The 13,642-nt window shown below is 71.1% G+C and carries 12 protein-coding genes; 2 read left to right on the top strand and 10 right to left on the bottom strand.

Going from position 1 to position 13,642, the window contains the following annotated elements; genetic code table 11:
- Nucleotides 1-15: 15 nt before the first annotated feature.
- The 8 genes from ACQEU1_RS04250 to ACQEU1_RS04215 form a co-directional block, all read right to left on the bottom strand.
- Nucleotides 16-849 carry an alpha/beta fold hydrolase gene (locus tag ACQEU1_RS04250; protein ID WP_433196411.1) on the bottom strand — a complete coding sequence of 278 codons (834 nt, stop codon included), beginning with the start codon at nt 847-849 and terminating at the stop codon, nt 16-18.
- Nucleotides 850-913: 64 nt separating this feature from the next.
- Nucleotides 914-1,702, bottom strand: coding sequence for an SDR family oxidoreductase (locus ACQEU1_RS04245; RefSeq protein WP_433196409.1), 789 nt, complete (start codon nt 1,700-1,702; stop codon nt 914-916).
- 12 nt (nt 1,703-1,714) lie between these two features.
- A complete protein-coding gene (locus ACQEU1_RS04240) occupies nt 1,715-3,040 on the bottom strand; it encodes a M20/M25/M40 family metallo-hydrolase (RefSeq protein ID WP_433196407.1) in 1,326 nt (441 codons plus the stop codon).
- Between the two features lie 19 nt (nt 3,041-3,059).
- Nucleotides 3,060-3,950, bottom strand: coding sequence for a glutaminase (locus ACQEU1_RS04235; protein ID WP_433211307.1), 891 nt, complete (start codon nt 3,948-3,950; stop codon nt 3,060-3,062).
- Between the two features lie 27 nt (nt 3,951-3,977).
- Nucleotides 3,978-4,571: a DUF6801 domain-containing protein gene (locus tag ACQEU1_RS04230; protein WP_433196405.1), complete on the bottom strand. Its 594-nt coding sequence runs from the start codon at nt 4,569-4,571 to the stop codon at nt 3,978-3,980.
- 143 nt (nt 4,572-4,714) lie between these two features.
- Entirely contained in the window at nt 4,715-5,872 is a 1,158-nt protein-coding gene (locus tag ACQEU1_RS04225) for a PucR family transcriptional regulator (RefSeq protein WP_433196403.1), read from the bottom strand.
- Nucleotides 5,873-5,947: 75 nt separating this feature from the next.
- A complete protein-coding gene (locus ACQEU1_RS04220; RefSeq protein ID WP_433196401.1) occupies nt 5,948-6,616 on the bottom strand; it encodes a GAP family protein in 669 nt (222 codons plus the stop codon).
- On the bottom strand, nt 6,613-7,167 hold the full coding sequence (locus tag ACQEU1_RS04215; protein WP_433196399.1) for a TetR/AcrR family transcriptional regulator: 555 nt from the start codon (nt 7,165-7,167) through the stop codon (nt 6,613-6,615). Before ACQEU1_RS04215 ends, ACQEU1_RS04220 begins: the two co-directional genes overlap by 4 nt.
- 91 nt (nt 7,168-7,258) lie before the next feature.
- Here ACQEU1_RS04215 and ACQEU1_RS04210 point away from each other — a divergent pair, with 91 nt between their 5' ends.
- Both ACQEU1_RS04210 and ACQEU1_RS04205 read left to right on the top strand, forming a co-directional pair.
- A complete protein-coding gene (locus ACQEU1_RS04210) occupies nt 7,259-7,663 on the top strand; it encodes a hypothetical protein (protein WP_433196397.1) in 405 nt (134 codons plus the stop codon).
- Nucleotides 7,664-7,681: 18 nt separating this feature from the next.
- Entirely contained in the window at nt 7,682-8,563 is an 882-nt protein-coding gene (locus ACQEU1_RS04205) for a LysR family transcriptional regulator (protein WP_433196395.1), read from the top strand.
- A gap of 12 nt (nt 8,564-8,575) precedes the next feature.
- Here the strand turns inward: ACQEU1_RS04205 and ACQEU1_RS04200 are convergent, their stop codons facing one another.
- Complete coding sequence (locus tag ACQEU1_RS04200; RefSeq protein WP_433196393.1) at nt 8,576-11,152, bottom strand: hypothetical protein; 2,577 nt, start codon at nt 11,150-11,152, stop codon at nt 8,576-8,578.
- Nucleotides 11,149-13,482 (bottom strand): helix-turn-helix transcriptional regulator, encoded by a 2,334-nt coding sequence (locus tag ACQEU1_RS04195; protein WP_433196391.1) that lies wholly within the window; start codon nt 13,480-13,482, stop codon nt 11,149-11,151. The genes ACQEU1_RS04200 and ACQEU1_RS04195 overlap by 4 nt, the downstream gene beginning before the upstream one ends.
- Nucleotides 13,483-13,642 lie beyond the last annotated feature (160 nt).

Raw genomic sequence — 13,642 nt, 5'->3', positions numbered from 1 at the left:
ACAGCCGACCCCCAGCTAGGCCTTGGCGGCGACCTCCCGGATCAGGTTCGCGAGCTCGGCCGGCCGCTCCAGGGGAAGCATATGTCCCGCGTCCGGCAAGATCACCGACGTTCCGCCGAACCTGACCGCGTCCGACTCGGGCACCAGCCGGTCCTCGTCCCCCACCACGGCGACGACGGCCTTCTCCTTCGCCACGGTCAGCCCGGCCTCGCGGTCGTAGCGGTCGACGGCGGGCCGGAACAACGCGACGGTCTCCGGCCAGTGCGCCCACACCATGTCCGCGGTGAGGTCGACGTCCTCGGGCGCGGGCTGGTCGCCGAACAGCCACCAGCGCAGCCCGGCGGTCTTGGTCGGCTCGATCTTCTCCCGCACCGCCCGCACCAGCGGCCCGAACGCCCGTTCCAGCTCCCGCACGAGCTTGCCCACCGCCTTGGGCCACGCCAGCGACGTCTCGGACATGCCGCTCGCCGCCGTGGACACGAACACGTGGCCCAGCACGCGCTGCCGGAACAGCCGGGGCCTGCGTTCGGCCATCGCGAGCGCCGCCATCCCGCCCATCGAGTGCCCGGCGATCACGACGTGCCCCTGCGGCACGGCGCGTTCGATCAGCTCGCCGAGGTCCTCCCCCAGCTGCTCGATCGTCGCCGTCTCCTTGGTCGCGCCGGACGACTCACCGTGGCCGCGGTGGTCGTAGGCGATGACCTGGAAGTCGGCGCTGAGCTGCGCCACGACCTTGTGCCAGCTGCGGTGGTCGAGCGCGTAGCCGTGCGCGAGCACGACCGTCACCGGGGCGCCGGGGTCCCCCGCGCGCACCACGTTCAGCTCGGTCCCGTCCTCCAGCCGCACCATGCGCGAGTCCTTTCGCCGTGTCGTCTGTTCGTCCTAACGAGACAACCCGGTTCCAGGACACGGTCTAAACGTGGCCGAGCACCACATCGGGTGGCAGCTGCCCGCCACCGACGCCCGGCACGCCGCGGAAGCCGTACGCGGTGGCCTTCCCGCCGGGCTGGATGATCCACGCCTCCCCCGGCTGCCCGTCCGCGAGCACGTTCTCCACGGCACCGGCGACGTCGGACGGCGTGAGCAACGGGAACCCGGCCGCCGCGAACTCCTCCTTGGCACCGCCGAGCAGCAGGGTGTCGACGAAGCCGGGGCACAGCGCGGAGACCGTGATCCCCTCCCCCGCCAGCGCCTGACCGGCCGCCCGCGCGTATCCGACGACCGCGTGCTTGGTCAGCGTGTACAGCGGATCGGCCGGCATGGCCGTGAGGCCCGCGAGCGACGCGGTGATCACGATCTTGCCGCCGCCCTGCCGCCGCAGCGCCGGCACGGCCGCGCAGAGCCCGTACACGACGTGGTCGACGTTCACGCCGACCAGCCTGCGGTAGCGGGCGACGTCGAGCGCGTCGTCCACGCCGGTCTGCCCGCCCCCGGTCCCGGCGTTGAGCAGCGCGACGTCGAGGCGGCCCAGGTCCCGTTCGACCTGGGCCACGACGGCGGGCATCGTCGAGGGATCGGTGACGTCACCGGCGATGGCGACGCCGCCCACCGCGGACGCGACCCGCTGGGCCCCTGGCCCGTCGAGGTCGAGCACGGCGACCTGGGCGCCCAGCCGCGCGAGGAGGTGCGCGACGGCCGCGCCGATGCCGCGCGCGCCTCCGGTCACCAGCGCGACCTGCCCGGTCAGGTCCACAGTGGACACGGCGATCACCTTCTAGCTGTTGCGCAGGAACCTGTCGAGGACCCGGACGCCGAACTTCAGCGCGTCCACCGGCACGCGCTCGTCCACGCCGTGGAAGAGCCCGGAGAAGTCGAGGTCGGCCGGCAGCCTCAGCGGGGCGAAGCCGAAGTTGCGGATGCCGAGCTGCTGGAACGACTTGGCGTCCGTGCCGCCGGAGAGCATGTACGGCAGCACGCGGGCACCGGGGTCCTCCGCGGTGATCGACGCCGTCATGGTGTCCACCAGGGCGCCGTCGAACGTCGTCTCGACCGGCGGCAGGCCGACCCACTCCCGTTCCACGTCGGGTCCGAGCAGCTCGGCGAGCTCGCGGTCGAACGCCTCCTCGCGGCCCGGCAGGATGCGGCAGTCCACAGTGGCCTCGGCGGTCGACGGGATGACGTTCGCCTTGTAGCCCGCGGAGAGCATCGTCGGGTTGGCCGTGTCGCGCAGCGTCGCGCCGATCATCCGCGACAGCGCGCCGAGCTTGCCGATCGAACCCTCGACGTCGTCGTCCGGGAACTCGAGGCCGGTGATCTCGGTGACGCCGTCGAGGAACTCGCGCACGGACGGCCGGATGATCAACGGCCACTGGTGCTGGTCGAGCTTCGTGACGGCGGCGGCGAGCTTCGCCACGGCGTTGTCGCGGTGGATCATGCTGCCGTGCCCGGCGGTGCCCTTGACCCGCAGCTTGAGCCAGCGGATGCCCTTCTCGGCGGTCTCGACGAGGTACGCGCGCACGTCGTCCTTCAGCGTGATCGAGAACCCGCCGACCTCGCTGATCGCCTCGGTGACGCCCTCGAACAGCTCCGGCCGGTGCTCCACCAGCCACTTGGCGCCGAACAGGCCGCCCGCCTCCTCGTCGGCGAGGAACGCGAACACGATGTCGCGCGGCGGCACGACGTTCTCGCGCTTGAAGTGCCGCGCGAGGGCCAGCGTCATGCCGACCATGTCCTTCATGTCGACGGCGCCGCGACCCCAGACGTAGTCGTCCTGCACGGCGCCGGAGAACGGGTGCACCGACCACTCGGAGGCGTCGGCGGGCACGACGTCGAGGTGCCCGTGCACCAGCAGCGCGCCCCGGCTGGGGTCGGCGCCCGCGAGGCGCGCGACGACGTTGCCGCGGCCTTTCGCGCCGGACTCGACGTAGGTGGTCTCGTAGCCGACCTCGGACAGCTTCTCGGCGACCCACTCGGCGGCGGCCCGCTCCCCCACGACGGTGGCGGGATCACCCGTGTTGGTCGTGTCGATCCTGATCAGCTCGCTGACGAGCGTGACGGCCTCTTCTTCTGCCAGTGCCAGTGCGTTCCCCGTTGTGCTCACCCCGTCGTTCTATCACTGTTCAGAACACGCTCCACCCCGTGAGAGTGGTGAAACGGTCCAGCGCGTCGACTCCCGCGACGGAGTTGCCGCGTGCGTCCAATCCTGGACTCCACACGCAGATCGCGCACTTCCCGGGAACGACGGCGATGATGCCGCCTCCTACCCCGCTCTTGCCGGGCAGGCCGACGCGGTAGGCGAACTGGCCGGCGGCGTCGTAGGTGCCGCACGTGAGCATGACGGCGTTGACGCGTTTGGCGCCGCTGACGCCGAGCAGCCGGGTGCCGTCGTTGCGGACGCCGTGCCGGGCGAGGAACAGGGTGGCGCGGGCGAGGTCGGCGCAGCTCATGGCGATCGAGCACTGCCGCACGTACTCGCGCACGACGACGTCGACCGGGTTGCGCATGTTGCCGTAGGAGGCCATGAAGTGCGCGAGCGCCCGGTTGCGGTCGGAGTGGTCCAGTTCGGACTTGGCGACCTCGGGGTCGACGTCGAGGTCCGGGTTCCCGCTCTCCCGCCGCAGGAACTCCAGCAGCCGGTCGGACGCGCCGAGGCCGAGGTGGTCGGTGACGACGACGGCACCGGCGTTGATGAACGGGTTGCGCGGGACGCCCTGCTCGGTCTCCAGCTGCACCAGCGAGTTGAACGGCGACCCGGACGGCTCGCGGCCGACGCGGGACCACACGTCGTCGTTCTCGGCGAGGGCCAGAGCGAGCGTGAACGCCTTGGAGATGCTCTGGATCGAGAACGGCCTCTCGTACCGCCCGGCGCCGAAGACCTCGCCGTCCAGTGTGGCGACGGCGAGGCCGAAGGCGTGCGGGTCGATCCTGGCCAGTGCCGGGATGTAGTCGGCGGCGGCACCACCTGGTGTGACCTCGGACGCGATGCGGTCCACCAGCTGCTGGAGCTCCATGCCGCTCATCCCATCACGGGACGAGCCTTACGCCACCGGGAACTCGTGGAACTTGGTGGCCTCGCCCGCCTTCACGGTGCACGGCGAGTTGACGGTGCCGATCCACGTCGGGTCGCCGTTGGCGTAGCGCGGCGTCAGGGCGAGGGTCGCGTTGCCCAGCGAGATCGTGGCCGTGCCCGCGTTGGGCAGGGTCAGCGCCGGGAACGTGCCGGTGGCGACGACCTGGAACGTGCCCGACGACGGCACCGCGGTGTTCGGGATGGTCGACGTCGCGGTGATGTTCTGCACGCTGCTGCCGTTGGTGACCGTGATGGCGGTGCTCAGCGTGCCGTCGACCGAACGGCCGCCGATCCACCACAGCGTGTTGCGGATGTCGTCCGACACGGTGGCGGTCACGCTCGTGGACGCGGGCGCGGTCGGCACGCCGGCGGTCGCCGAGTCCGGCACGTCCGGCGAGGTGACCACGGTGGGCACGTCGTGGGTGCCGGTGATCGAGAACTCGCACAGGTAGGTGATGTTCAGCGAGGCGGTCGCGGCGGAGCTCGTGCCGGCCGTCGCCACGCTCAGCGCTCCGGCGACCAGGGCTACAGCGGCGGCGCGCGCGAAAAGTCCGGTCTTCATCTGCAGGGACCTCCTGAGTACGACATTGAACTGCAAGAAGGCGGTGTTGCTTTACTCGCCAGTAAAGTAGCCAGGCCGGTTTCTTCGTGGCAAGCAAAAATCTGCTTTTGTCACTTGGATGCGAAATGCTTTGCGGCGATTTGTCAGTCGCGCCGCAACAAATAATGCGCGCGCAGCGCGAGTTCGAGGGTGAACCGCTGTTCGGCGTCGTGCATCCGGTCGCCGAACAGTTCGTCCAACTGGTTCACCCGGTAGCGGACGGTCTGCGGATGCACCTGCAACCGTGCGGCGACCTCGGGTGCGCCGCCACGCGCCGACAGCCACACGAGCAACGTCTCGGCGAGCTTGGTCCGCTGCCGTTCGGTCAGCGGGGCCAGCGGCGCGAGCGCCCTCTGAGCCAGCTGGCGTGCGAGGAACTCGTCGGCGAGCACGGTCAGCTCGACGAGGTGGTCGGCGCAGTCGAGGACGGGTCTGCCGGGCAGGACGCCCTCCTCGGCCAGCGCGAGCACCCGGCGTGCGCTGACCAGCGATCTCGGCGTGTCCTGCGGGGTGACCGGGACGCCGACCGCGGCGCGCCAGCCCGGCAGGGCGCGGGCGAGCCACCGGGCGACCGCGGCCGGGTTCGGCACCAGCAGGTACGGGGTGGCGTCCTCGAAGTCGACCAGCACGTCGGCCGGCAGGTCGTCGGCGTGCGCGGCGGACGGCTCCAGCGCCACCGCCACCAGCCGTTCGGGCATCGGCCAAGCCGCCGCCCGGGCCGCGTCGAGCACCGCCTGCCAGTTGCCCGCAGGGTCTCCGACCAGCAGTTCCAGCAGCTTGCGCCGCCTGCGTTCGAGCGTGCCCGCCGCACTGGCCTGCGCGGCCGCGTAACCCTCGACCGAGAGGCTGACGAGCTCGTCGACGTGCGCGATCATCGCCTCGCCCAGCACGGACATCTCCCGCAGCGACAGTGCGCGCTGCTCGGCGAACCCGCAGACGTGCCTCCAGGCCACCCGCGCGCCGATGCGGTAGGCGGCCTGGAGGCTGTCGAGGCTGCGGCCGGACTTGAACTCCCACGCGCCGAGCTTGCGGTGGATGTCGTCGTGCGGATCGGGCTCGGATTCCGGTGCGGCGATGCGGTCGACGAACTTCACCAACGCCTGCCGGATTCCGTCGACGACGTTCTCGCGGAACTCGCTGTATTCGGGAATCGATTTCTCGATCGCCTCGAAAATGCCGACCGCGACCGGCGCCACTTCCATTCGGAGCAACGGTGCCAGCTCACGCGGGACCGATCCGCGCGGATCGTCCAGGCCGGTCATCCTGGCGAGTGTAGGAGGAAAACGAAACCGGGTCGTTCAGCCAACCGGACGAAGTGGTTCACTTGACGAACCGGTTCACGCGAAGAACAGCCTGACCACGGCGTCGCGGGTGACCAGGAACCCGGCGATGCCGAGAATCCAGCCTGTCGTGCTCGCGCCCTTCTCCGCGAACCAGGTGCTGATCTTCGTCAGGAACGGTTCGACCCGCTGCCGCAACGCCAGCCGCGCCACGAGCAGCACCAGCGCCGGCACGATCATGACCAGGCAGTACCCGGCCAGCAGCAGCCCGATCTGGGCCGGCTCGAGGTCGGCCGCGCTCATCATCCCGATGGCGCCGAGGTACGGCAGCATCGTGGCGAGCTCGACGACGCCCGCCAGCACCGCGATGCCCGCGAGCGCCGCCGCGGACCCGTTGGCGTTGATCTTGACCTGCCACCTGCCGGTGTTGGGCTTCTTCTTGCTGTCGAAGCGGAAGCTCACCGCGAACAGCAGCACGCCGATCACCAGCTGGACCCACAACGCCACCGGCCCGTCGAGGTGGTCGATCACCTGCGTCGCGCCGAGCACGATCAGGATTCCCACCGCGAAGTAGAAGACGGTGATCGTGCCCAGGTAGACGGCGAACCTGCTCAGCCTCAGCCTGCCGGGCGTCAGCATCAGCCAGATCGGGACGAACAACGTCCCGATGCTCGTCGAGTCGAGCAGCGCCAGCCCCGCCAGCGCCGCTATCAGTCCTAACGTCACGTGCTCCCCCACAGTCGTTCGAGGTGGCGTGCGATCACGTGCGTCGCCACCTCCTCCGTCATCACTTCGGGCTCCAGCGCGCGCTGCGCCGTCACGCCGTCCACCAGCGCCGCGAGTCCGACGGCCTCCCCGCCGTCCAGACCCGCTCCCTCCAGCACCGTGCGACACAGGTCCCTGATCAACCGTGCGCCTTCCACATGCCGTTGCAACAACACGGGATTCGCCGCCGCACGAGCCGCGAAGGCAAGCCAGACCCGTGCGCGCGCTGCGTCGCCCACGAGCGCGATGGCACACAACGAGCGATGCAGGCGGTCCTGGAGACTCCCCTCCTGGTCCAGGACCGCCTGCACGCTCGCAGTGAGCTCCTCCAGCAGCTGGTCCTGCGCGAACAGCAGCAGCTCGTCCTTGCTGCGGAAGTACTTCTGCAGCAGGCCGGTGGTGGCGTTCAGCTCCCTGGCGATCCTGGGCAGGCTCGCCGCGTCCAGCCCTTCGGCGTCGACCACCCGGTACAGGGCGGCGACCACCTGCCGGCGCCGTTCGACAGGGTCCACGCTTTTTGGCACGACCGTAAGATTACGACCTTGATCTGATCTCCGCAACCGGCCGGGCAACCCCTCGGGCGGATGACGCGTCGAACAGCTCGTGAAGCGATGGATCTGGGCGGCCGCGGCCGCGGTCCCGGTCGTGGCCGGTGCGATCTGGTGGACCCTGCCGGACACGACGGACGTCGCGGTGATCACCGCGATCAGCCCCGAAGGCACGGTGACCTGGGTAGACGGTGAGATCAGGCCGGCCGAGGAGAACAACTCGGCCGTGCACGAGCTGCCCGGCGAGAAGCACATCTCCCGGCTCGCGGACGACGTCGTGATCCGCACGCCGTTCGGGTGCGGGCAGGCAGAGGGACTGACGCTCACGTGGCTCGGCATGGGCGACGCCCCGTGCGCGCGGGCCGACTTCCTCGCGAAGAGGGAACCCGTCTACGCGCCGCGGCTGACGTTCAACGGCGACGGCGAGATCACCGAGATTCAGGGGCGATACCACCCGTAGCCCGTATACAGGTCTGTCATGGACCTGAGTGCGGTGCCGCTGGTGGCGTTGCGGGTGTTCCAGGAGGTGGCCGAGCGGGGCTCGCTGAGCGCCGCGGCCGCCGCGCTGGGGTACACGCGCTCGGCGGTGTCTCGGCAGATCGCCGCGCTGGAACGGGTGGTGCGCGCGCCGTTGTTCGACCGTCAGCTCGATGGCGTGCGTCTGACCGATACCGGGCATGTGCTGCTGCGGCACGCAGGCCTGGTGCTGACGCAACTCGACGCCGCGAGCCGGGAGCTGTCCGGGTTGCCGGCGACCGCGGGCACCGTGCGGCTGGGGTGGTTCACCAGCGCGGGCGGCACGTTGGTCCCGTCCGCGCTGGCGGCGTTGCGGCGCAGTCATCCCGCGTTGACCGTGACGACCCGTGACGGCACCACGGCGTCGTTGGTGCGGGCGTTGCGGGCGCGCACGGTGGACATCGCGGTGCTGGCGTCCGAGCCGCCGTTCCCGCCGCTGGACGACGAGACGCCGGCGTTGCGGACGAAGGTGCTCGACGAACGCGAGCTGCTGCTGGCCGTGCCGTCGACGCATCCGCTGGCGCACAAGGACTTCATCGACGTGGCCGATCTGCGCGGCTGGGCGTGGATCGCCGGGCCGCCGGGGTTCGGCGTGTGGCCGGGCCTGGACGAACGGGCCGTGGTCGCCCATGTGGCCCGTGACTGGCTGGCGAAGCTTCAGCTCGTGGCGACCGGTGCGGGCATCACGACGCTGCCCGAGCCGTTGGCGACGTTGGTGCCCAACGGCGTGCAGGTGATCCGTGTGCGTTCACGGGAACGGCAACGCGTCGTCGTCGCGTGGCTCAACCTCTCCGAACCGGCGTCCGTGGTGGTGGACGCGCTCGTCGGCGGAACGCTCTCCTGAGCATCAAGCTCGTCAGTGGTACTCCCCCGTGAGCATCGCCGTCGCCAGCTCCACCCGCGACCGGTAGCCGGTGCGCTGGAACAACCGGGTCAGCCGCGCCTCCACGCTCTTCTCCGTCGTCCGCAGCACTCCGGCCAGCTCGCGGTTCGTCAGCCCTTCGGCCACCAGCGAGGCGAGCAAGCGCTCCTGTTCGGCCGTGGTCGCCGCACGGCCGGGAACCGCCACACCGTTCTCGCGCATCATGTGCCGCAGCAACGCCCTGGGCAGCAACGCGTCCATGGAGCCGCACAGCTCGTAGGCCTCGCGCAGCAGCTGCGGTTCGACGAGCCGGAACGCCACCAACGTCGTCCACGTCCGCGCCATCTCGTGCGGCTGTCCCCGTTCCACGACGATCCGCCGCACCTCCTCGACGGCCGCCTCGTCGCGCCAGGTCACAGCACGTGCGAGCAGGTGGTTGCGGTGGGCGCGGCCGGTGTCCATCCGCTCGGCGATGCCGGCGAGCTGTTCCACGCGGGCCGCCGCGTCCTCGTGGTCGCCGTCCTCCACGGACAGGACCGCGAGCCGCAGGTGCAGCTCGTCGGTGCCGAGGACGATGGCGTGCTGGGCCGCGTAGGCGAGCCCGCGGCGCAGCACCTGACGGCCCTTGTCGCGGGCGCCGAGGACCAGTTCGAGATCGGCTTCGGGTGCGTCCAGGACGTGCGGCAGGACGTTCTGGCCCGCGCGCACCTCCGCGATGACCTCGCGCGCACGGGTGAGCTTCGCGCGGGCGAGCAGCATCGTGGTGAGATCGCGGGCCAGTGCCGTGTGCGCGATGACCGCGCCGAGCGTCGAGCCGGTGACCAGCGCCTTGCGGGCGTGCCCGAGAGCGTCGTCCCAGCGGCCTTCCGCGACCTCCAGCAGTGCCTGGTCGGAGGCGAACAACCGCTCGCCCTCGAGGACCCGGCGCGCCCTGGCCGCCTCCCCCGCCAGCAGCAACGCACGTGCCACGGACGACTTCACGGCGGGCCGGTCCCGTTCGGTGGCGTGCAGCGGGCACAGCGCGGGGTCGGTGACGATCCGTTCGAACTCGGCCATCCGCCCGGTGATCAGCGCCGCGCTCATGCCGAACAGCTCGCCGAACGTCACCGTGGCCGCATTGCCCAGCCGCCACATCGTGCGCGTGCTCGCGAGCAACGTCGCCGCTTCATCCCATCGGTCCGTGTAGCACAGCGCCACCGCACGGTCGATGAACCGCGCGGACGCACCGCCGGGCAAGGTGCGCCACGTGGTGTCCGCGACTTTGCGCAACCCGGCCCGGTCCCCCGCCGCGCACATGCCCACGAGCCGGATGAGGTGCAGTTCCTGCAACTGGTCCGGGGCGAACTCGTCGGACCGTTCGAGCGCGACCTCGACACTGGCACGTGCGGCTGCCATGTCGTTGTGCACGCTGCACGCCACGGCGTGGGTGAACAACGCCTCGGCCCGTTGCGCGGGGCTCGTGGCCCGGTCGGCCGCCGCGTGCAGCCAGCGCCGGGCGGACGGGTCGCGCAGCACGCCCGCGCGTCCGGCGGCCAGCAGCTGGCTCGCGGCCTTCTCCCGGTCGGCGAACCCGCCCGCGTCGATCAGGCGGTCCGGCAGGTAGCCGGGGTCCTGGACGAACGCCCTGCCGTCCCAGATCGCGCTGACCGCACGCCATCCGAGGTCGTTGCGCTCGTACGGGCCGATGCTCGCCATCAGTGCGTGGGCAAGCACGGGCGCACGGAACCGCCAGCCGCCATCGCGCCGTACGAGCACACCTTCCGCTTCGAGGTCGGGCAACGCGCCGGCGTCGTCGAGGAGCTCTGCGGCGACCGGGCCGAGTGGGTGCAGCACGGCCATCGCCTTCGCGGTCCGCCAGTGCAGGTCGCCGAGCGCCCTCACCCGCTCGACGGCCGCGTGCCGGTGGCCGGTGCCGCGCGGCTCGCCGACCAGGTAGGCGGTGCGGTCGATGATCCGCAGCGCGTCACCGCGCAGGTAGGTGTCGACGGCCAGGTCGACCAGACCGGGCACCCCGCGGCTGTCCTCGTGCAGCCGGCCCACCAGGTCGGCGTCCGCGGCGACGTTGAGCAGGCCCGTGACCATGTGGCTGACCTCGGACCGGTTCAGCGGCGCGAGCGGGACGACCTCGGTCAGTCCGTTCGTGTGCAACGCATCGGTGAGATCGGTGTGTTCGAGACGCACGGGCGTGCGGTAGCTACCGACGACGCTGGTGCCCAGTCCGGGTAGGGCGTCGAGCAGCGCGCGCAGCGTGTCGTGGTCGAGGCGGTGCAGGTCGTCGAGGAAAAGCGCGGGCGGCCGTGTCCACCGTGCGAGCTCTTCGGTGACACGGGCGACCACGGCCTGAGGGCGGCCGCGGTCGGCGCGCAGCAGAGGAACGTCCGCTGTGCGCACGCGCTGTTGTTCCAGCGTGTCCCTGACCTCGTTGAGCAAGGCGGTGCGGCCGATGCCCGCGGACCCGGTGACCAGGACCAGCCGCGTGCTCCCCGACAGCAACGGCCACACCACGCTTGTGTGCGCGTCCTCGCGCGCAATGAGGGCCGAGGCGCCGGTGGGGTTGAGCGTGCCCATCATCCGGTGGCTCCTCGGTCATCGAGCCTGCCCGCCAGGCTCGCGGCGGCCAGTTCCACGCGGGACCGGACGCCGGTGCGCAGGAACAGGCGGGTGAGGTGGTGTTCGACCGCCTTCTCGCTGACCTCCAGCTCCGCGGCGATCTGGCGGTTCGTCTGACCCGCGCGCACGAGCTCGACGATGCGCAGCTCCGTGGTGGTGAGGCCGCTCTGGGTGGCTTTCGGCGCGGCCACGCCGAAGCTGCGCATCAACGCCGACACCTTGGCCGGCAGCAGGAACGCCGCCCCGCCCTCCCTGGCGATGGCGTGCAGCTCGCGCACGACCTGGCGCGGGTCGTCGCAGAACTGGGCGAGGACGTGGCACGCCCAGAGCAGGTCGGGCTTGTGGCCGCGCTGGCGCACGAGGTCGGCGCCCCGCGCGGCCTCTGCCGGGTCGCGGTTCAGCAGACCCCTGCCCAGCAACAGGATCTGGTGCGTCGCGCGGCAGTCGTCCTGCCGGTGCAGGGCGGTCATGTCGGCGAGGGCGGCGCGGGCGATGTGCTCGTCGCCGTTGCGCAGCGCCAGTTGCAGCGTGAGAAGCATTAATCGGCCGATGCCGGGCCTGACGCCCGCGTGCTTGGCCAGGCTGATCGTGCGCCAGGCCAGGTTGACCGCGCCCTCGGAGTCGCCCGCGCGGTGCTGGAGCCTGGCCTCGACCATGGCCTTGACCGGCGCGTACCGGATGTCGTTGCTGACCCTGGCGAGCCAGCCGTGCGCCTGCCGGTTCTCCCCTCGCGCCGTGTGCATCGCCGCTGCGAGAACGCGCGCCAGGTGGTGGGTGGGCATCGGGCGCGTGAGCTCTAGTTGGCGCATCGTCTGCAGTGCGGTCGTGAAGTCGGCTTTGGCGTAGGCGCGGACCACGCGCTGATAGAGCTTCAACGGGCCGTGGTCGGGTGTGCGGTACCGCGTGCCGAGGACGAGTTCGAGGACCGTGGCGACGTCACCGGCCGTGCCGGCCTCGGTTAGTTCGTCGAAGCGTTCCTTGGCCTGGTCGTGGCGGACGAACTTCAGCGCCGTGCGGAGAGCCTGGGCGTCGAACCTGAGTGCGTGGTAGATCGCGTTCAGCTCGGCGTGGGTGATGACGGCGTCCTGGTGGTCAGCGTTCATCGGCAGAGGCGTCCAGTCCGGGCGTTCGCCGATCCACCACCGTGCGAGGTCGGAGGCAGGGCCATCGGCCGTGTCGACCGTCTCGCCGTTGAGCAGCAACAGCATCGTCGCGGCGTCGGTGGTCGTGTCGTCGTCCGGGCGATCGTCCAGGACGGTGCGCATCAGGTCGTCCTGGCCGGTGGCGACGAGCGCGGTCATCGCGCTGTGGAAGAGCCTGCCGCACGGCTGCGAGTCGGTCATCCGGACCGCGGCCGCGAGCCAGCGCCCGGCCCGTTGCGGATCGCTGGACTGGATCTCGACGGCGCGGTTGCCGAGCCACGCGGCCCACTTCCGCGCTTCCGGCAGGTCCGGGCCCGCGAGTGCGATCAGGTCCGGGTCGGCGGTGCCGGCGGCGAGCGCGACGTGCACGCGGCGGACCGTGTCCTCGCCGCTCTGGTCCACGACGGCGTTCGCGAGCGCCGGGCACAGCACCTTGAGGTCGTGCGTGAGCACACCGCGTTCGACCAGGTCGTCGAGGGCGCGGCCGCAGCTCGCCTGGTCCTCGGCCAGCAGCCTGAGGTCCGAGACCTCGATGCCGTCCCGGACCACGCACAGCAGCGCGACGCGCTGGGCGAGGCCGTGGACGTGCTCGAGCAGCGGGTGGTCGCCGGGCAGGCTGATCCGGTCGTGCGTGAGGAACACGCGGTCGCCGACCCAGGTCAGGTCCGCGTTCCTGAGCGTGGCGAGGACCGTGCCGGGGTTGCCGTAGAGGGGGCCGAGCGCGGTTCTGAGCCCTTCGACGACGCTGATGTCGAGCGGGTCGCGCGTGGTGATCAGCTCGGTGACGACGTCGTCGGGCAACGGCGACAGGTCGATCACCACGTCCGCGATCTCGGCCAGCTCGGCGTTGTCTCGGGTGACGGCGACGACGAGACAGCCGGGCATGCGCAACGCGGTGGCGGAGAGCACCGGCTCGGCGAGCTGGTCCGCGTCGTCGAGCAGCACGACCGCCCGTGATCTGGGCCGGAGCGCGGCCACGACCGCGACCCCCTCGGCGCGCCACAGCGCCGCCGCCTGCCGCAACAGTTCGGTACGTCCGCTCCCCGGCTCACCGCGCACGACCGCGAGCCGTCCGCGTGAGGCGGTGGCCTCGAACGCGGCCCGCAGCGCGGCGAGCTCCCCGTGGCGTCCGCGCAGAAGTTCCTGCACGTGACGACTCCCCTCGGATCTGACGGGATCCGGCGAGCCCCTGCCACTCGCCGGATTCCGATGGTGACCACCGGTCACCGGAATCGAGACTAGGGGAGATCGGGACCGTCGAGAGTGGACGCGGGGAAACCCCTCAGATGGCGACCATGACATCTGTCAT

The sequence above is a fragment of the Lentzea sp. CA-135723 genome, from assembly GCF_050936595.1.
GTDB lineage: Bacteria > Actinomycetota > Actinomycetes > Mycobacteriales > Pseudonocardiaceae > Lentzea.
The sequence above is the reverse complement of the archived record's forward strand: the minus strand, read 5'-3'. Positions and strand labels throughout refer to the sequence as shown.

Excerpts from the sequence above, each read along its gene's own strand:
- ACQEU1_RS04205 (WP_433196395.1), top strand. The coding sequence starts at position 7,682 with ATGGACCTGAGTGCGGTGCCGCTGGTGGCGTTGCGGGTGTTCCAGGAG.
- ACQEU1_RS04235 (WP_433211307.1), bottom strand. The coding sequence starts at position 3,950 with ATGGAGCTCCAGCAGCTGGTGGACCGCATCGCGTCCGAGGTCACACCA.
- ACQEU1_RS04230 (WP_433196405.1), bottom strand. The coding sequence starts at position 4,571 with ATGAAGACCGGACTTTTCGCGCGCGCCGCCGCTGTAGCCCTGGTCGCC.
- ACQEU1_RS04200 (WP_433196393.1), bottom strand. The coding sequence starts at position 11,152 with ATGATGGGCACGCTCAACCCCACCGGCGCCTCGGCCCTCATTGCGCGC.
- ACQEU1_RS04225 (WP_433196403.1), bottom strand. The coding sequence starts at position 5,872 with ATGACCGGCCTGGACGATCCGCGCGGATCGGTCCCGCGTGAGCTGGCA.
- ACQEU1_RS04250 (WP_433196411.1), bottom strand. The coding sequence starts at position 849 with ATGGTGCGGCTGGAGGACGGGACCGAGCTGAACGTGGTGCGCGCGGGG.